Annotated in this window: 16 protein-coding genes; 8 read left to right on the top strand and 8 right to left on the bottom strand. The window is 71.9% G+C overall.

What is annotated here, in order from left to right; all coding sequences use genetic code 11:
* Positions 1–5 precede the first annotated feature (5 nt).
* On the top strand, positions 6–989 hold the full coding sequence (locus I5071_RS02800; RefSeq protein ID WP_236603820.1) for a hypothetical protein: 984 nt from the start codon (positions 6–8) through the stop codon (positions 987–989).
* 3 nt (positions 990–992) lie between these two features.
* Here the strand turns inward: I5071_RS02800 and I5071_RS02795 are convergent, their stop codons facing one another.
* Entirely contained in the window at positions 993–1,445 is a 453-nt protein-coding gene (locus tag I5071_RS02795; RefSeq protein ID WP_236603819.1) for a hypothetical protein, read from the bottom strand.
* Between the two features lie 59 nt (positions 1,446–1,504).
* Between I5071_RS02795 and I5071_RS02790 the strand changes: the two genes are divergently transcribed.
* Positions 1,505–2,908 (top strand): amidase family protein, encoded by a 1,404-nt coding sequence (locus I5071_RS02790; RefSeq protein ID WP_236603818.1) that lies wholly within the window; start codon positions 1,505–1,507, stop codon positions 2,906–2,908.
* Here I5071_RS02790 and I5071_RS02785 read toward each other — a convergent pair.
* Positions 2,905–3,579 carry a hypothetical protein gene (locus tag I5071_RS02785; RefSeq protein WP_236603817.1) on the bottom strand — a complete coding sequence of 225 codons (675 nt, stop codon included), beginning with the start codon at positions 3,577–3,579 and terminating at the stop codon, positions 2,905–2,907. The genes I5071_RS02790 and I5071_RS02785 overlap by 4 nt on opposite strands.
* 170 nt (positions 3,580–3,749) lie before the next feature.
* Between I5071_RS02785 and I5071_RS02780 the strand changes: the two genes are divergently transcribed.
* Both I5071_RS02780 and lpdA read left to right on the top strand, forming a co-directional pair.
* Positions 3,750–4,862: a thiamine pyrophosphate-dependent dehydrogenase E1 component subunit alpha gene (locus I5071_RS02780; RefSeq protein ID WP_236603816.1), complete on the top strand. Its 1,113-nt coding sequence runs from the start codon at positions 3,750–3,752 to the stop codon at positions 4,860–4,862.
* Between the two features lie 171 nt (positions 4,863–5,033).
* Positions 5,034–6,464, top strand: coding sequence for a dihydrolipoyl dehydrogenase (gene lpdA, locus I5071_RS02775; protein ID WP_236603815.1), 1,431 nt, complete (start codon positions 5,034–5,036; stop codon positions 6,462–6,464).
* 76 nt (positions 6,465–6,540) lie between these two features.
* On the opposite strand, the gene I5071_RS02770 is transcribed toward lpdA, so the two are convergent.
* Both I5071_RS02770 and I5071_RS02765 read right to left on the bottom strand, forming a co-directional pair.
* Positions 6,541–7,221, bottom strand: a complete 681-nt coding sequence (locus I5071_RS02770; protein WP_236603814.1) for a MopE-related protein — start codon at positions 7,219–7,221, stop codon at positions 6,541–6,543.
* A 14-nt stretch (positions 7,222–7,235) separates the two neighbouring features.
* Positions 7,236–8,885, bottom strand: a complete 1,650-nt coding sequence (locus I5071_RS02765) for a nidogen-like domain-containing protein (protein ID WP_236603813.1) — start codon at positions 8,883–8,885, stop codon at positions 7,236–7,238.
* A 212-nt stretch (positions 8,886–9,097) separates the two neighbouring features.
* Between I5071_RS02765 and lipB the strand changes: the two genes are divergently transcribed.
* The 4 genes from lipB (at position 9,098) to I5071_RS02745 (ending at position 14,407) form a co-directional block, all read left to right on the top strand.
* Positions 9,098–9,811 carry a lipoyl(octanoyl) transferase LipB gene (gene lipB / locus I5071_RS02760; protein ID WP_236603812.1) on the top strand — a complete coding sequence of 238 codons (714 nt, stop codon included), beginning with the start codon at positions 9,098–9,100 and terminating at the stop codon, positions 9,809–9,811.
* 4 nt (positions 9,812–9,815) lie between these two features.
* Positions 9,816–10,682 carry a DMT family transporter gene (locus I5071_RS02755; RefSeq protein ID WP_236603811.1) on the top strand — a complete coding sequence of 289 codons (867 nt, stop codon included), beginning with the start codon at positions 9,816–9,818 and terminating at the stop codon, positions 10,680–10,682.
* A gap of 91 nt (positions 10,683–10,773) precedes the next feature.
* Complete coding sequence (locus I5071_RS02750; protein ID WP_236603810.1) at positions 10,774–13,608, top strand: N-acetylmuramoyl-L-alanine amidase; 2,835 nt, start codon at positions 10,774–10,776, stop codon at positions 13,606–13,608.
* Between the two features lie 148 nt (positions 13,609–13,756).
* Complete coding sequence (locus I5071_RS02745) at positions 13,757–14,407, top strand: glutathione S-transferase family protein (RefSeq protein ID WP_236603809.1); 651 nt, start codon at positions 13,757–13,759, stop codon at positions 14,405–14,407.
* A gap of 21 nt (positions 14,408–14,428) precedes the next feature.
* Here I5071_RS02745 and I5071_RS02740 read toward each other — a convergent pair whose 3' ends face one another.
* From I5071_RS02740 to I5071_RS02725, 4 genes are all read right to left on the bottom strand, one after another.
* A complete protein-coding gene (locus I5071_RS02740; protein ID WP_236603808.1) occupies positions 14,429–14,839 on the bottom strand; it encodes a hypothetical protein in 411 nt (136 codons plus the stop codon).
* A gap of 59 nt (positions 14,840–14,898) precedes the next feature.
* On the bottom strand, positions 14,899–15,777 hold the full coding sequence (locus I5071_RS02735; RefSeq protein ID WP_236603807.1) for a hypothetical protein: 879 nt from the start codon (positions 15,775–15,777) through the stop codon (positions 14,899–14,901).
* Between the two features lie 106 nt (positions 15,778–15,883).
* Positions 15,884–16,531 (bottom strand): DUF502 domain-containing protein, encoded by a 648-nt coding sequence (locus I5071_RS02730; protein WP_236603806.1) that lies wholly within the window; start codon positions 16,529–16,531, stop codon positions 15,884–15,886.
* 21 nt (positions 16,532–16,552) lie between these two features.
* On the bottom strand, positions 16,553–17,515 hold the full coding sequence (locus tag I5071_RS02725) for a COX15/CtaA family protein (RefSeq protein ID WP_236603805.1): 963 nt from the start codon (positions 17,513–17,515) through the stop codon (positions 16,553–16,555).
* Positions 17,516–17,547: the final 32 nt, after the last annotated feature.

Below are 17,547 nucleotides of genomic sequence, written 5' to 3'. Positions count from 1 at the left end.
CGAGCATGTCGGCTCCGATCCTCACTGCGCTGAAGGCGCGCCTCGCGGACACGCCGCGCGCTCCGGAGACGCCCGGTGCGCGCACCCGTGCGATGCGGTGGATCCGCAAGATCCACATGTACCTGGGCCTCGTGCTCTTCCCGTGGGTGATCTTCTTCGGGGTGAGCGGGATGCTCTTCAATCATCCCGGCGTCGGTGAGGCCGTGCGGGCGCGCCCGATCTCCGCGGCACACCTGCAGGAGCACGCAGGCATCACGCCGATGGTGCCGCGCGCGCTCGCGGAGGAAGTCGTCGCCGCGCTGCGCGCGCAGGGGCACTCGGTGCGCCTCGACAACGAGTACGAGAGCCGCTTCCACGGATCGCTCGCGTTCGGCGCGAGCGGGCCCGGCGTGAAGCACCTCGTGCTCGTCGATCCCGCGGCGGGTCGCGGTCTGCTCCTGACGCGCCCCGATCACACCGCGGAGCCGCCGCCCTTCGCGGGCACGATCGAGCTGCCCGCGCATCGCGTCGCGGACGTCGAGACGCGCATCGCGGAGTTGCTGCCGACGCTCGGCGTCGACGATGCCCACGGACCGCTGCGCGCGCGCATCGCGCCGAGCATTCGGTTCCGCACGATCGACGACCAGGGCCGTCGCTGGAACGTCACCTACGATCTGCGCGACGGCCGCGTCGACGGTCGCCTCACCGAGCGCTCGCCCGAGCTCAGCCTCCACGATCTGCTCGGCGCGATGCACAAGACGCATCACTACCCGCCCTCGCTCGGGCCCACGACGTTCTGGGCGCTCTTCGCGGATCTCACCGGGCTCACGCTCGTGATCTGGGCGCTGACCGGGCTCGTGATGTGGTGGCAGCTGAAGAAGACGCGCGCGCTCGGCGTGATCGCGGTGAGCGTGGGCGTGATGGTGGCCGCGCTCACGATGCTCGCGACGCACGACGAGCTGCGCTTCGGCAACGTGCGACCCGAAGAGCCGGGCCGCGCGAGCGACTGAACATCACTCCGGCGTGCTGCGCAGCTCGGGCACATCGAGGACGACGCGCCACCCGTCGTCCTCGAGCTGCATCGGGAGCTCGGCGCGCTGCGACGCTTCTTCGCCGCTCACGGTCACGACCGCGCGCCCTTCGCCCTCGTCTCGCGCGCGGAATCCGCTGCCGCGGCGAGGCGTGAAGCGCAGGCGCGAGCGCCCCTCGACGAGCATCTCCCACGGCTCGTACTCGCGCGCCCCGAGCGCGGTCGCGCTGCGCGCGCGCTCGTAGAGACGGCGCTGCGACTCCTCGTCGATCAGCTCGTAGGCCTCGCGCAGCGCGTTGCGATCGTCGCGCCCTCGCTCGAGCGCATCGACGAAGAGCGCAGCCGCGCCCTCGGGGGTCGTGTCGTCGAGCTCACGCGCGCATGCGGTGAGGAGCGCGGACGAGATGAGGGCGAGGACGACGATCGGAAGACGCACGGCCGCGATCATCTAGCGCGGAGGTCGCGCGCGTCGATGCGACCCCGCAAGATGCGCGCGTGAACGACGCCACGTCGCTGAGCCGCCTCGACGCCATCGCCCAGGCCGAGCTGTGCGCGCGCGGAGAGATCACCGCCGACGAGCTGCGCGAGGCGGCGCTCGCGCGCATCGACACGCTCGATCCGCTGCTGCGCTCCGTCGTCACCGTGAACCGCGAGCGTCCGCGCGCGATCGTCGAGGGCCCGCTGCGCGGTGTGCCCTTCCTCGTGAAGGACTCCACGCCGTGGCCCGACGTGCGCTGGTCGATGGGCTCGCGCGTGTTCCGCGCGAACGTGGCGCGACAGCAGACGCAGTACGGCAAGCGCCTCGCCGCAGCGGGGCTCGTCTGCGTGGGCAAGAGCGCGACCGCGGAATTCGGGCTCCTCCACAGCACCGAGACGTTGCTCGAGGGCGCGACCCACAACCCGTGGGATCTCTCGCGCTCGTGCGGCGGCTCGTCGGGCGGGAGCGCGGCCGCAGTCGCTGCGGGCCTCGTCCCGATCGCGCACGCGAACGATGGCGGCGGCTCGATCCGCGTGCCCGCATCGGCGTGCGGCGTCTTCGGCTTCAAGCCGAGCCGTGGGCGCACGGTCCCCGCGAGCTTCGGCACCAGCGACTTCCTCGACATCACGAGCGACCACTGCTTCACGCGCTCGGTGCGCGACAGCGCGCTCTTCCTCTCGATCACCGAGGATCGCAGCGCCCGCGATCCCGTGGGGTTCGTGCGCGATCCCCTCGATCGCCCGCTGCGCATCGCGACGTGGACGCGCACGCTCCTCGGCGACGACGTCGAGCCCGCGGTGCGTCGCGCCCACGACGAGGCGATCGCGCTGCTCGTCGAGCTCGGGCATCACGTCGACATGATCGCGCCGCCGCCGATCTCCGGCCCGGAGCTCGCGGATGCGCTCTTCGTCGTCGCGGGCGCCGCGGTCGCGAGCGTGGTGGACGTCGTCGATCGCGCGCGCCGCACCCCGGTGCAGGAGCACGAGCTCGAGCCCTTCACGTGGTCGCTGATCGAAGCGTTCCAGGCGCGCGGCGACGACGCGCTCCCGATCGCCCGCGCGGCGTTCGCCGAGGCCGCGCGCGCGTATCGCGACGCGACGCGCGAGCACGACGTCGTGCTCACACCGACGCTCGCGACCGAGATCTGGTCGCTGGGCCACCTGTCGCCGGTGCTCGGGCGTGAAGCGCTGATCCGCCGCACGGCGCGCGCGGTCGGCTACACGCCGGTCCAGAACGTCGCGGGCTGCCCCGCGATGTCGGTGCCGCTGCACGTCTCGGAGCGCGGTCTGCCGATCGGGATGCACTTCGCGGCGGCCGCGGGCGCCGATGCGCTGCTGCTCCGCCTCGCGTACCAGCTCGAGCACGCGCGACCGTGGGCCGATCGCTGGCCGCCCTTCTCGATCCCCGCGCTGTCTCGTTAGGCGGGCGTCGGCCAGATCTCGTCGTCCCAGCCCGGCAGGAACAGGTCGGGCCCGTTCGACGGAGGCGCGCCCCGCAGCGGCTCGCTCGGCACCGCGAGATCGTCGAAGCGCTCCACGAACCGCGCGACCGTCGCGCGCTGCTCGGCGCCGATCTCGAACCGATCGCCGCACACCTCGCCCTCCACCCGCGCGGCGCGCGCGATCGCACGCAGCGTCTCGATCGAGAGATCGAGACGCACTGCGTCGTAGACCCCGCGCGTCAGCGGTCGCCCGATGTAGCTCGCGCGCAGCGCGACGCGCTCGCCGTCGATCTCCATCCGCACGTCGCACATCGCGCCCCATCGCCGCGCGCGCGCCGGCGCATCGACGATCGCGTGCACGTGCATCTCGTCGTCGCGCGGCCGACCCACGATGCGCAGCGCGCCCCAGCCCCACAGCGACGCCACGTTCGGCCACGGGATCTGCGCGCGCAGATCGGGCGCGTGCGCCGCGCCCTGCTCGACGATGCTGCCCTCGAGCGGTGTGCCGTCGGGCAGCGTCGCGGTCTCGCGCGCGACCCGCGACTCCTCGCGGCCGTGAGTCCGCGAGCCAGCAGGCAGCGCGCACGACATGCAGAGCGCGAGCACTCCCACGATCCAGATCGGCGCGCCTGTCGCTCGAGATGACAGCATCCGACCCCGACCTCCGCGCCGCGCGACGCACGGCCCACCGACTCGAATCGTACGCCCGCGCGTGACGGATCTCACCTGCGCACGCGCCGCTTCGCTCCGACACGCGCGTGCTCACGGGTCTTGGCCCGCGCCTTTGCCCGCCAAGCCTCGCTCGGTAAGATGCGCGCGCGATGCGCATCAAAGGCGACGATCCGACGCTCACGCTGTTCTCCGTGCTGCGCGAGGACGGCACCGCGGACCCGCAACGCGATCCCTTCCTGCCCAAGGAGATGCTGCTCGCGATGTACGAGCAGATGCTGCGCATCCGCCGGATCGACGAGCGCATGCTCGGCAAGCAGCGCCAGGGCAAGGTCGGCTTCTACGGCACGATCACCGGACAAGAGGCGACGCCGATCGCGACCGGTCTCGCGCTCGCGCCCGAGGACTGGGTGTTCCCCGCGCTGCGCGAGGCCGCGATCATGCTCGTGCGCGGATTCCCGCTCGGCACGTGGCTCGCGCAGGTCTACGGCAACGGCGGCGACCTGCTGAAGGGTCGCCAGATGCCGAGCCACCAGTCGGGCCGCGCGGTGAACCAGGTCGCGTGGAGCTCGTGCATCGGACCGCAGATCCCGCAGGCGGTCGGCGCAGCGATGGCGGCGAAGGCCAGGGGCGAGAAGGTCGTCAGCGTCGGCTTCATGGGCGACGGCGCGACGAGCCAGCCCGACTTCCACGCGGCGATGACGTTCGCGGGGATCCACAAGCCGCCCGTGGTGCTGATCTGCCAGAACAACCACTGGTCGATCAGCGTGCCCACCGCCAAGCAGACGGCGAGCGCGACCATCGCCGTGAAGGCGCATGCATACGGAATCCGCGGCGTGCGCGTCGACGGCAACGACGTGCTCGCGATCTATCGCGTCGTGAAGGACGCGGTCGATCGTGCTCGCGCGGGCGAGGGCCCGACGTTCGTCGAGAGCGTCACGTACCGCATGGGCCCGCACAGCTCGAGCGACGATCCGACGCGCTATCGCTCGAACGACGAGGTCGAGGCGTGGGCGAAGAAGGATCCGCTCGCGCGCTTCGAGCGCTACCTGCAGAAGGCCGAGCTGCTCGACGACGCGACGAAGGACGTGATCGAGACGCGCCTGCGCGCCGAGCTCGATGCGGCGCTCGCGCAGGTCGAGGAGCTCGGGCCGCCGGCGCGCGAGACGGTGTTCGAGGACGTGTACGCGACGCTCCCGCAGCACCTCGCGGAGCAGCGCGAGGTGCTCCTCGGGCTTCCGCCCGCGCCGCTCGGACACCACTAAGTTCCCGGAGGGGTCTTGGAAGACCCCTCCCCCCGCCCGGCAAAGCCGGATCGGGGCCCCCCACCCCGAACACTGCGCGCGGGGCCCCAGCCCCGCTTGCTCTCGCCCGCGCGACGATGCTCGAACGCGGGGCTCGATGAACCCCACATCTTCTTCGAAGGAACGTTCCTCATGGCCAACAAGAGCTTCGACGCGATCGTGATCGGCGGAGGTCCGGGCGGATACCCGTGCGCGATCCGTCTCGGGCAGCTCAAGCAGAAGGTGCTCGTCGTCGAGAAGGAGTACGTCGGCGGCGTGTGCCTCAACTGGGGCTGCATCCCCAGCAAGGCGCTGATCGCGGCGTCCGGTCTCTACGAGCGGATCCTGCACGCGGAGAAGATGGGCATCACCGCGCAGGGCGTGCACATCGACATCGGCAAGATGCAGGACTGGAAGGAGGGCATCGTCAAGAAGCTCACCTCCGGCGTCGCGACGCTGATCAAGGCGAACGGCGGCGAGATCGTGATGGGCACTGCGCGCGTGACCGGGCCCAAGAGCGTCGAGGTCACGAAGGCCGACGGCACCAAGGAGACCTTCGAGGCGACGAAGGCGATCGTGGTCGCGACCGGCGCGACGCCGATCGAGCTGCCGCACCTCAAGATCGACGGCGAGACCGTGATCACCGCGCGTCAGGCGGTGTCCATGCGCGAGGCGAAGGGCACGATGATCGTCGTCGGCGGCGGCGTCATCGGCATGGAGCTGGGCATGGTCTACCAGAAGCTCGGCATGAAGGTGATCGTCGTCGAGCTGCTCGATCAGCTCCTCGGCACGACCGATCCCGACCTCGTGCAGGTCGTGCAGAAGGCCTTCGAGAAGGCGGGCGGCGAGGTGCTGCTCAAGACGAAGGCGACGAACCTCCGCGTCGAGAACAAGAAGGCGATGCTCACGGTCGAGCTGCCCGACGGCGCCAAGCGCGACATCGAGGCGGACAAGGTGCTCGTGTCGATCGGCTTCCGCCCGAACGGCAAGGGGATCGGCCTCGAGGAGATCGGCGTGAACCTCGATCAGCGCGGCCACGTGCTCGTCGACGACAAGCTGCAGACGAACGTGAAGGGCGTCTACGCGATCGGCGACGTGAGCGGCGCGCCGTACCTCGCGCACAAGGCGACGAAGGAGGGCGAGATCGTCGCCGAGGTGATCGCGGGCAAGAAGTCGGCGCGCGACTGGCGCACGATGCCGAGCGCGATCTTCACCGAGCCGGAGATCGCGACGACCGGCATGAGCGAGCGCGACGCGAAGGCCGCGGGCAAGAAGGTGAAGCTCGGCAAGTTCCCCTTCAGCGTGCTCGGCCGCGCGATGGCGATCGACAGCACCGAGGGCTTCGTGAAGGTCATCCTCGACGAGCAGACGAACGAGGTGCTCGGCGTCGCGATCGTCGGCCCCGAGGCGAGCGATCTGATCAGCGAGGCGAGCCTCGCGATCGAGATGTGCGCGTTCGCCGAGGACGTCGCGATGACGATCCACCCGCACCCGACGCTCGGCGAGGGCGTGATGGAAGCGTTCCACCAGGCGCTGGGGCACGCGATCCACACGAACAACCGCCCGCCGCGTCCGAGCGTCTGATCGTCGAGCGCGAAGACACGAAGAGGCCGATGCGGCACGCCGCGTCGGCCTCTTCGCGTTCCGTCCGCTCAGCGCGTCAGCACGAGCCGCCGGTGCACACGTAGTCGAGGTCGCAGACCGGCCCGGTGCCGCAGTGGCACTCCCCCGCGGTGCAGCGATCCGCCGACTGCGTGCACGTGGTCCCGCAGTACCCGCAGTTCTCCATGTCGCTCTGCAGGTCGACGCACCCGCCCGCGCAGCACGTCTGCCCCGCCGCGCAGGGCGCGACCCCCGGCGCGGTCGAGCAGTCGCAGCTCCCGTCCTCGGTGCACACGTCGGCGCGCGCGCGATCGTCGAGGCTCGCACAGCCCTCGCAACACTGCGCGCTCTCGTCGACGCGGCCGTCGCAGTCGTTGTCGCGATCGTCGCAGAGCTCGGGCGCGCCCGCGAGCGAGCCGAAGGGCGGGCGCACGTCGGTGCGTCCGTCGTCGCAGTCGCAGCGCGTCAGGTCGTCGCCGGCGCGGCACGCCTCGATGCCGTCGCCGTCGGTGTCCCCGCACGACGTGTCGCGGCCGTCGCAGTTCTGGTCCATGCGATCGCCGCAGATCTCGATCGCCGGCACACACCCGCCGCCGCCGTCGGTGCGCACCATCGATCCGTCGAGCCCTCCCGGCGTGCTGCCGTCGGCGCCGGGCACGACTCCGTCGTCGTCGTCGTCGCCCCCGCACGCGGCGGAGGCCACGAGGAGCAGCGCGCACACGTAGCTTCGCAGTCTCATCGGCTCGCCCTCCCTCACGCGCGACGAGCACGACGGCGCAGCGCGACCAGCGCGAGCGGTGCCATCAGCCAGAGCCACGACGCAGGCGCGCGCGGCGCGACGCGACATCCGCAGCCCTGATCGGGCCTCCCTCGCATCCGTCCGCCGCCGCCACCACCGTCGAGGCCGTCGACGCCACCGCCGTCGGTGTCGCCGCCACCACCGCCGCCCGCGTCCGCGTCGGTCCCCGGCCCGGAGCCGTCGATGCAGTCACCCTGCGAGCACCACTGGCCCTCGGGGCACACCGCGCCCGCGCACCCGTCGAGGCACGCGCCCGCTTCGCAGTAGAACCCGGGATCGCAGATCACCACGTCGCACCCCGCCGACTCGCAGCTCCCGTCGGCGAGGCACGTCTCGCCCTCGCCGCAGGGCGCGCACGGGCACTGCGCGCGGCACTCGCCGTCCACGCAGATCTCGCCCTCGGCGCAGGTGATCACGTCGCAGAGATCGGTGCAGCGACCCGCGACGCACTGCTGTCCGTGCGGGCACGTGATCCCCGCGCACGCGCCCACGCAGACGCCGCCCTCGCAGCGCTCCGACGCGGGACAGGTCACGCCGATGCACGCCGTCTCCACGCACACGCCCGCTTCGTTGCAGGTGTCGCCCTCGGCGCAGCCGCCCTCGAAGCACGAGGGCACGCACACGCCGGCGCTGCACACCTCGAGCGCGCTGCAGAGCTCGCCGTCGTCCACGGTGCCGTTGCAGTCGTTGTCGATGCCGTCGCAGCGCTCCGCCGTCGATGTGCCGATCTGCACGCACTCGACCTCGCGCCCGATGCAGCGCGTCACGCCCACGCCGCACGCGCCGGGCATGCCGGTCTCGCACACGTCGCCGGTGCCCGGGCAGCTCACCGACCCGCCGCGCACGCTGAAGCGCCACACGCCGGGCATCCCCACGTTCGACGTCGTGCAGAGGTTGCGGATCGCGCTGGTGCGCGAGCCCATGATCTCCACGAAGTTCATGCCGTTGCCGGCGTCGAACCCGGCCTGCGCAGGAGTGCAGCCGCTCGTCTCGGTGTCGCACAGGCCGTTGTTGGAGCGCTCACCGCTCGCGTTGCCGGCCTCCCACTCGCAGCGGTTGTAACGGAACTCGACATCGAAGTCGCCGGCGCGGCAGCCGATCGCGTTGCGCACGATCAGCTGGAAGTCCATGCGCGGCGTCGGGCTCTGGCTCGCGATCTGGTTGTAGACGCTGACGTTGTGCCAGGTCGCCACCAGGAGCCCGGGCTCGAGGTGGTAGTAGACCATGTTGCTCGTCGCGCTGCGCGGGCCGCGGGTGTCCACGTCACCCCAGTACGGCGCGATCATCGGGCGATCCGCGACGGGGAACGCCGTCGGCGTGTACTGCGACACGCCCGCGCTGAACGTGATGTTCCCGTTGTTGTTGACCCACACCTGCGTGAAGGGGCCTCCGAAGAAGTTGAGGCCGCCGGGGAACGCGGTGGTCAGATCGATCGGCGACGAGAACCCGTCGTCGTTGGCAGGGAGCGTCCCCGTGCCGTAGCCCGCGGGGCCGCCGAACGTCGCCATCAGCGGCGCGGCGAAGGCGGGGGGTGGAGCGACGAGCGCGCCCGCGAGGACGAGCGCGAGCGCGAGGATCGATGAGGAGCGGAACTGCACACGCATGACCACCTCGGGGAAGCGAATCCAAGACGGTACCTGATCCGGCATCCTTTCCGAAACGTCACGGCACTGGCACCACCCGCTCGACCGCGATCGCGCGCTTCACCGCGAGCGAGCACGCGACGCTGCGCCTCCTGCCTCGCGAGGCGCGTCCTCGAAGGCTCACGGCGCTGACCTGGCGTCCGCGCCCGGCGAGGACCACAACCCCGTCCGTCATGCGCAGACAGGTCCGCGTCCATCGTCTCGGCCGCATCCGCTACGACGAGGCGCACCAGCTCCAGCAGCGCCTCCAGGAGGCGCGCATCGCGGGCACGATCCCCGACACGCTGCTGCTGCTCGAGCACGACCCGGTGATCACGCTCGGGCGCGGCGCGAAGATCGGCAACGTGCTGCTCGCGAAGGAGATGCTCGCCGCGCGCGGCATCGATCTGCACGAGGCGGGGCGCGGCGGCGACGTGACCTACCACGGCCCCGGTCAGCTCGTCGGCTATCCGATCATCGACCTCGCGCCGGACCGTCAGGACGTGCGCCGCTACGTGCGCGACCTCGAGCAGATGATGATCGACGTGTGCGGCGACTACGCGCTGCGCGCCGAGCGCATCGACGGGCTCAACGGCACGTGGCTGCGCGACCCCGAGCTCGGGGATCGCAAGGTCGGCGCGATCGGCGTGCGCATCAGCCGCTGGGTCACGATGCACGGCTTCGCGCTGAACGTGACGACCGACCTCTCGCACTTCGCGCTGATCGTGCCGTGCGGCATCCGCGACAAGGGCGTGACCTCGTTCGAGCGCGAGCTCGATCGGCGCGTCCCGATCGACGAGGTGATGGACACCGTGGAGCGGCGCTTCGCGGCGATCTTCGACGCCGATCTCGAGCACGCGCCGCTGCCCTCGCTCCCTGCGCCGGTCGTCGCGCACGACACGATCTGATTCGATGATCCGTGGTGTGTCGTTCGTCGTGCTCGCCGCGTGCGCGTGGGGCACGTGGAGCCTCTTCCTGCGCCCCCTCGGGCTGCCCTCGGCGTGGAGCTCCACGCTGATCTTCGTGTTCATCTCGCTGCTCGCGATCCCGCTCTATCGGCGCGAGATCACCCCACGCTGGGATCGCGAGACGTTCGTGCTGCTCGGCGCGTTCGCGGTGCTCGACGCGGTGAACGTCGGGATGTTCTTCGCGGCGATGTCGATGACGTCGGTCGCGATCGCGGTGCTCACGCACTCGTTCGCGCCGGTCGTGGTCGCGCTCGCGGCGCCCTTCGTGGAACGACAACGGGTTCGCAGCGCACCGATCGCGGCATCGATCGCGCTCGCGGGGATCGTGCTGCTGTTGCGACCGTGGGAGCCCGAGGCGCTCTCGGGCAGCGTGCTCGCGGGCGCGGCGCTCGGAAGCGCGAGCGCGCTCGCCTACGCGGGCAACGTGTTCCTCGCGCGGCGCCTCACGCCGCGCATCGGCGCGGCGCGCACGATGGGCCTGCACTCGATCGGATCGGCGCTCTTGCTGCTGCCGATCGCGCTGGTGACGCCCGCCGAGATCGGCGTGTCGTCGCTCTGCGTGCTCGCGATCGCGGCGGCGTTGCTCGGCGTGGGCGCGAACGTGCTCTTCGCGAACGGGCTCGTCGCGATCGGCTCGGCGCGGGGCGCGGTGCTCGCGTTCCTCGAGCCGCTCGTCGCGTGCGTGGTGGGCTGGCTGGTATGGGGCGAGGCGCTCGCCGCGACCGCGATCCTCGGCGGTCTGCTGATCATCGGCGCAGGCGTGATGGTCGCGCGTCCAGAAGCTGATCGGCCGCGCACGCGCGCTGCGTAGAGATGGCGCGCCGGCGCGGCGCGGAGATCGCAAATCCGTGGTGATCTTCGGAGGATCCGCTGGCCGTCACGTTGCTAGGCGCGTGTCCCGTATGCGGAAGCTCGCGCTCCTCGTCGTCGTCGCCGCGCTCGCCGGATGCGAGACCGATCCAGTCGCTCCCGCGCCGAGCGCGACGCCCGAGGTCGCGCCGCTCGCCTATCGCGGCGACGCGCTGATCGTGGGGCTCGTCACCGAGGCCGCGGCGCGACACGAGGTCCCGCGCGACGTGCTGCTCGCGCTCGGATGGGCCGAGACGCGCCTGGTCTCGCGCACCGGCATGCTCGTGGAGGAGGGCGAGGACGCGCACGGCGATCCCACCGCGTGCGGCGTGTTCGGGCTCGACGAGGGCGCGGCGCGCGACGAGGCGGCGCGGCTCGTGGGCACCGATGCCGCATCGCTGTGCGAGCACCTCGAGCTCGAGGTCGACGCCGCGGCGGCACGACTGCGCGCGCTCGCGGGTGACGCGCCTCCTGCGGAGGACGACATCGCGGCGTGGATCGCGCTGCTCGACGGGTGGCACCCCGCGCTCGCCGACGTGCGCTTCCCGTATCGCGAGCACCTCGCGCAGGTGATGGACATCGGCTTCCGTGACACCGACGAGCGCGGCGACGTGGTCTACCTCCCGCCGATCGACGGCCTCGTCTCGCCGATCGCGATCGACGAGGACGGCGTCGGTGTCGCGATCGAGTACGCGCGGCCCGACACGCCGCTCGCCGAGTGGCAGGGCCCGGCGTGCGACTACACGAACGCGAGCCGCGGCCGCGGCGACATCCGCTACGTCGTCATCCACACCTGCGAGGGCGGCTTCGCGGGATGCGTCAACACGGTGCGCAGCTGCGGTGGCTCGCAGGTCAGCGCGCACTACGTCACGAGCTACACCGGCTTCACCGCGCAGATCGTCGAGGAGCAGGACACGGCGTGGCACGTCGGCTGTCTCAACGGCTCGTCGATCGGCATCGAGCACGAGGGCTACGCGGGCAGCACGAACCATCCCGACGCGCAGCTCTGCCGCACCGCGCGCATCGTGCGATCGATCTGCGACCGCTACGGCATCCCCTGCGATCGCAGCCGGATCATCGGGCACGTCGAGGCGAACAGCATGTTCTGCCACGGCGATCACTGGGACCCCGGGCCGCACTGGAACTGGACGAAGTTCATGGACTACGTGAACAACGGCTGCGAGTGCCGGCCCACCGCCGAGTCGTGCAACGGGCGCGACGACGACTGCGATCGCCGCACCGACGAGGGCGTGACGAACGCGTGCGGGACCTGCGGCGCGACGCCCACCGAGACGTGCAACGGGCGCGACGACGACTGCGACGGAACGGTCGACGACGAGGACGTGTGCGAGGTCGCGCTGCTCCTCGAGCAGCCGAGCGCGTACGCGCCGCCGAGCTCGACCGACGTGAACGGCGACGGACGCGCCGACGTGTGCGGGCGCGGGTACTCGGGCGTGCGCTGCTGGCTCGCGCAGGACGGCGCGTGGAGCGCACCGACGGGCGCGGTGCCGTGGGGCGACATGGGCGGATGGGACGACGTCGCGAACCACGCGACGATCCGCATGGGCGACGTGAACGGCGACGGGCGCGCGGATCTCTGCGCGCGCGCGAACGCGGGCGTGGTGTGCGCGCTGTCGAACGGGAGCGGGTTCGACGCGCACACGACGTGGAGCGACGTGCTGAGCGACGAGTCGGGCTGGGGCGCGCCGCGCTTCTACACGACGATGCGCCTCGCCGACGTGAACGGCGATGGGCGCGACGATCTCTGCGCGCGCGCGGGAGCGGGCTTCCTGTGCTGGCTCAGCGACGGCACGCGGTTCGGCGAGCGCATCGCGGGCCCGGAGTGGTCCGACGCGAGCGGCTTCGGTGCGGCGCGTCACTACGGGACGATCCGCATGGGCGACGTGAACGGCGATGGGCGCGACGACGCGTGTGTGCGCGCGGCCGCGGGCCTCGACTGCTGGCTGAGCGACGGCGCGGGGTTCCCGACGCGCGTGGAAGGGCCGCGCTGGGCCGACGCGGTGGGCTGGGGCGATCGGAAGTACTGGAGCACGATCCGTCTCGCCGACGTGAACGGCGACGGGCGCGACGACGTGTGCGCGCGCTCGGCGTCGGATCTGCGCTGCGTGCTCGCGAGCGACGAGGGCTTCGGAGAGACGCGCATCGTCGCGCCGCTCGCGGACGCGAGCGGATGGGACGACGTGTCGAACTACGCGACGATCGTGGTCGGCGACGTGAACGGAGATCGCGTCGAGGATCTCTGCGCGCGCTCGAACGCGGAGCTCGCCTGCTACGCGTGGGACGGCGAGGCGTTCGCGCGCGTCGCGGGCCCGGCGTGGGCCGACGAGAGCGGGTGGAGCGCGGCGCGTTACTACCAGACGATCCGCATGGCGGACGTCGACGGCGACGGGCGCGACGACGCATGCGCGCGCGCCGCCGCGGGGTGGCGCTGTCATCCCTCGAGCGGCGAGGGGTTCGGCGACGCGATCGCGCTCGACGACATGACCGACGCAGGCGGATGGGACGCGCCGCGCTACTTCACGACGATCCTCGCCGCGGGCCGTGCGTGCCGCGCGATGGACGAGGCGTGCAACGGGCGCGACGACGACTGCGACGGCGAGATCGACGAGCACGCGACCGCGGAGCTCTGCAACGAAGCGGACGACGACTGCGACGGCGAGATCGACGAGGACGGCGTGTGCGACGCGCCCGACGGCGGGATGGTCGTGATGCCGGGCCGCGATGGCGGCGTGCGGAGCGACGCCGGGGCGACGATGCCGAGCATCGACGGTGGATGCTCGTGCCGCGTCGCGAGCGGCCCGGCCCGCGGCGCGTGGTGGGTGCTGGGCCTGGTGCTCGCCGCGATCGTCGCGCGACGTCGGCGCTGACGGCCAGAGCAGGCGCCTGGGACCGGGCGAGAAAGAAATCACATGACGGTGTCGGGGCCCGGCCGCGCCGGACGTCCTCGGTGGGACGGGGCGGATGCGGAACGAGGCCGCCCGCTCCGTCACCGCATCTCGTCAGAAGGAGCTCGCCATGACGATCACCATCACCGCCTTCGAGAGGTCGCCCGACGGCGGCAAGGGACTGGCGCGCGACAGTCGCGTCCGCTGGGCGCTCGAGGAGGTGGAGCTGCCGTACGAGGTTCGCCTCGTCTCGTTCGCTGCGATGAAGGAGGCGGCGCACTTGGCGCGCCATCCCTTCGGACAGATCCCGACCTACGAGGACGGCGACCTGACGCTCTTCGAGTCGGGATCGATCGTGCTCCACATCGCCGAGCAGCACTCGGGGCTGCTGCCCGCCGAGCCGGGCGCGCGTGCGCGCGCGATCACGTGGATGTTCGCCGCGCTCAGCACGGTGGAGCCGCCGATCCTCGAGCTCGCGACCGCCCGACTCCTCGAGGGCGATCGCCCTTGGTCCCAGGAGCGCCTCCCGCTGGTCGAGGAACGCGTCCGCGGCCGGCTTCGCCAGCTCGCCGCGCGGCTGGGCGACGACGCGTGGCTCGACGGTGGGTTCAGCGCCGGTGACCTGATGATGGTCTCCGTGCTGCTGCGTCTACGCGCCTCGGGATTGCTCGCGGAATTCCCGAGCTTGGCGGCGTACGTGGCGCGTGGCGAGGCGCGCCCCGCCTACCAGCGTGCGTTCGCCGCGCAGGCGGCGATCAACAACGCGCCCGGCCTCCGCTGATCTCGACTCCCGGCGCTCGTGTCATCGCGCGGCGCGCACGATGGCGAGACGTCCCGAGACCTCGATCGACGCGCCGTGCGCGGTCGCGATGATCTCCATCGCGTCGAGCGCGCGCACGTCGCGCAGATCGAGCGTGACGGTGCCCTGCACGCCTTCGTCGACGACCACGTCGAGCCCTGCGACCTCGGCGAGCAGGCGCATCGCCTCGCGCAGCGACGCGCCCTCGAACGAGACGTCGACCAGCGCACCGTGACGCACGATCGGCGCGCGCCGCGAGCCACCGAGGGTGGGCGATCGCGGCGCGTCGTCGCTCCCGTCACCGATCACCTCCGACCGCGGTCGCGTGTCCTCGCCCTCTCCCGCGGTCCATCCCGCGATCGCCGCGGCGGAGCTCGGGCGGCGCTCGCCGTCACCACACGAAGCGAGGATCACGATCACGAGAACGCGAAGAGGCCGCACGCGGTGAGGATCACCGGTGCGGCCTCTCGATGTCACGCAGCCTGCGTGCGGTACGGACCGACCTCGACGATCGGGCCCGCGCCGATCAGCTCGCTCGGCGGCGAGGTACGGAACCGCGTGCGGATGAGCGCGCCGGTGCCGAGGCATGCAGCCGCGACGATGGTGAGCGTGCCGAGGTAGGGCACGAGCGACGCGACGAAGAGCACGAGCACGCCCGCGGCGAGCTGCCGCACCGGACGATCACGCAGTCGATCGACCGGGAGCGCGGCGCCGATCACCGAGGCCGAGGCCGCGAGCCCGACGTACGTCGCGAGCGGGAGCACCAGCGCGAGCGCGACCGCGGCAGGGATGCCGATGAGCGTGATCGCGAGCGCGACGATCAACACCGCGCTCGCGACGTAGCCCGCGATGCCGTGGAGCCCGGTGCGCACGGGGTCGCGCACGATCGCGACCTGCATCGCGCCGAGGCGCTCGGGCGCGAGGCCCATCAGGAGCAGCGCGAGCAGGAAGAGCAGCCCGTGCGCGACCGCCTGGCGGAACGCGTCCTCGAGGAACGCGCCGAGCCCGGTGCGACGCGCGGCGGCGTGGGCGACGACCTCGCCGTCGGGCGTCCACCGCGCGCCGGGCTGCGCGTCGACGCGCCCGCCCACGCTCGACACCGAGCCGAGCACCTCGGCCCCGGGCGCGAGCTCCACGTTCCCGCCGAACGAGACCACGTCGCCCTCGACGCGGCCGGCGACGATCGCGTCGCCACCGAACGCGGCGACCGACTGCACGACCTCACCGGGCGCGACGACCGCATCACCGCCGAATGCGACGCGGTCGTGCGACCCGGGATCATCGGCGTACGCGATGCCGGGCATCGCAGCGAGCGCGAGGGCGAGGACGAGAGCGTGACGGGCGCGGGTCATGGACGGACGTCTCCTCTCCGCCGGACGCGGCGGTGCGAAGGGGCGCGCGCGTTCGCCGCGGCAGCGCCTGGATGTCCGTCTCTACGACGCGCGATCGCGCGCTATTTCAGCGGATGCTGGTCTGCGACGCGCGCGTCCCGCCGAGCGTCGACATGTCCATCACGGTGCGCGCGCCGTGCATCGCGCTCACGCCGCCGGACACCACGAACGCCATGAACTGCGCGGGATCGGCGTCGACGAACTCCACGCGCTCGCGCGGCACGATGATGACGTTGCCCGCGAAGTTGTACGCCTGGGGCAGGTACACCGCGACGTGGCCCGAGAGCCGCGGGTCGTCGAAGCGATCGCAGGTCACGAACCCGAACACCTTCACGAGCCCGCTCGAGTCGACCGCGACCATCGCCGGGCGATCGAAGCTCTTCTTGTCGCCGACGAACGCTCCGAGGAGGTCCTTGATGCTCGAGTAGAGGACGCTGACCACCGGCAGGTGCGCGATGCCGCGCTCGAGCACGCCGATCACCGCCTGTCCGGCGACGTTCGACGCGACGAACCCGGTCACGAAGATCAGCACCAGCGTGAGCACGAGCCCGAGCCCCGGGATGCCGATCCCGATCAGCGAGTCGAGCCAGCTCAGCACGAGCCAGACCGACCACAACGTGCCGACGGTCGGCACGAACACGAGCAATCCCTGACCGAACCAGCGCGCGACGCGCCCGAGCGGCCCTTCCTTGCGACGACGCCGCGACGAGGACATGCGCGAACTGTAACTGCTCGCTCAGGCGATCGCAGGGCGCGGCGCAGCGCTCGCGCGCGGCGCACCGAGCGCGCTCGCGCCGAGCACCACCAGCGCGATCCATGCAGCGTCCGCGAGCAGCAGATGCACGAGCTGCATCCACACCGGCGCGAGCAGCGCGAGGTTGAGCAGACCCGCGCCCATCTGCACCGCGAGCGAGACCACGAGCGCGATCGCGGCACGACGCACGCGCGGCTCGGGGCGCGCCGCGGTGACCAGCGCGCTGGTCATCACGAGATAGAGGAACGTACCGGTCGCGACGATCGGGTGGATCACGCGGAGGCGGACCAGGAAGTGGGCGGTGGGCGACGCGTCGGCCGCGAGGCCCTCGGCGAGGCTCGCCGACGGGAAGAGCGTGTCGCCCAGCGCCGTGACCGCGCCCGCCATTCCGGTGATCACGAGCGCGAGCGCGCCGATCGCGAGGTACCAGCCGAGCCCACCGCCCGCGTCGAGCGCGCGCGACGAGCGCTCCGCGTCGGCCCACCACGCCGCGAGGGTGAGCGCGGCGACGAGCAGGAACGTGTTCACGAGATGCAGCGCCATCCACGCCGCGCGCCCCGCGCTCGCATCGTCCGCGACGTACTCGAGCAGCACGATGCCCGCGCCGAGCGCGGCTTCGGTGAGCATCAGGATCATCGACGCGACGGTCGCGCGACGCGCGAGGTGACCGCGCTCGAAGAGGCGCAGCGCCCACACCAGCTGCACGACGACGAGCACCAGCGCGAGCCCCGACGTGATGCGGTGCGTGAATTCGATCGCGGTCTCGATCGACTCCGCGCGCGGGAGGATCTCGCCGTTGCAGTCGGGCCAGTGCGAGCCGCAGCCCGCGCCCGATCCCGTCGCGCGCACGAACGCGCCCCACACGATCACGCCGAGGTTGTAGGCGAGAACGCCCCACGAAAAGCGCGCGAACGACGCAGTACGGCTCGAGGTCGTCTGAGGCACGGCGGGCGCGATCTACTCCGGGCCCGGACCTG

This window comes from Sandaracinus amylolyticus (assembly GCF_021631985.1).
In the GTDB taxonomy this organism is placed as follows: domain Bacteria; phylum Myxococcota_A; class Polyangia; order Polyangiales; family Sandaracinaceae; genus Sandaracinus; species Sandaracinus amylolyticus_A.
Note: the sequence above shows the minus strand (reverse complement) of the source record. Positions and strands in the feature narration are given on the sequence as shown.

Excerpts from the sequence above, each read along its gene's own strand:
- I5071_RS02780 (WP_236603816.1), top strand. The coding sequence starts at position 3,750 with ATGCGCATCAAAGGCGACGATCCGACGCTCACGCTGTTCTCCGTGCTG.
- I5071_RS02785 (WP_236603817.1), bottom strand. The coding sequence starts at position 3,579 with ATGCTGTCATCTCGAGCGACAGGCGCGCCGATCTGGATCGTGGGAGTG.
- I5071_RS02755 (WP_236603811.1), top strand. The coding sequence starts at position 9,816 with ATGATCCGTGGTGTGTCGTTCGTCGTGCTCGCCGCGTGCGCGTGGGGC.
- I5071_RS02745 (WP_236603809.1), top strand. The coding sequence starts at position 13,757 with ATGACGATCACCATCACCGCCTTCGAGAGGTCGCCCGACGGCGGCAAG.
- I5071_RS02800 (WP_236603820.1), top strand. The coding sequence starts at position 6 with ATGTCGGCTCCGATCCTCACTGCGCTGAAGGCGCGCCTCGCGGACACG.
- lpdA (WP_236603815.1), top strand. The coding sequence starts at position 5,034 with ATGGCCAACAAGAGCTTCGACGCGATCGTGATCGGCGGAGGTCCGGGC.
- I5071_RS02750 (WP_236603810.1), top strand. The coding sequence starts at position 10,774 with ATGCGGAAGCTCGCGCTCCTCGTCGTCGTCGCCGCGCTCGCCGGATGC.
- I5071_RS02770 (WP_236603814.1), bottom strand. The coding sequence starts at position 7,221 with ATGAGACTGCGAAGCTACGTGTGCGCGCTGCTCCTCGTGGCCTCCGCC.
- I5071_RS02765 (WP_236603813.1), bottom strand. The coding sequence starts at position 8,885 with ATGCGTGTGCAGTTCCGCTCCTCATCGATCCTCGCGCTCGCGCTCGTC.
- lipB (WP_236603812.1), top strand. The coding sequence starts at position 9,098 with ATGCGCAGACAGGTCCGCGTCCATCGTCTCGGCCGCATCCGCTACGAC.
- I5071_RS02730 (WP_236603806.1), bottom strand. The coding sequence starts at position 16,531 with ATGTCCTCGTCGCGGCGTCGTCGCAAGGAAGGGCCGCTCGGGCGCGTC.
- I5071_RS02735 (WP_236603807.1), bottom strand. The coding sequence starts at position 15,777 with ATGACCCGCGCCCGTCACGCTCTCGTCCTCGCCCTCGCGCTCGCTGCG.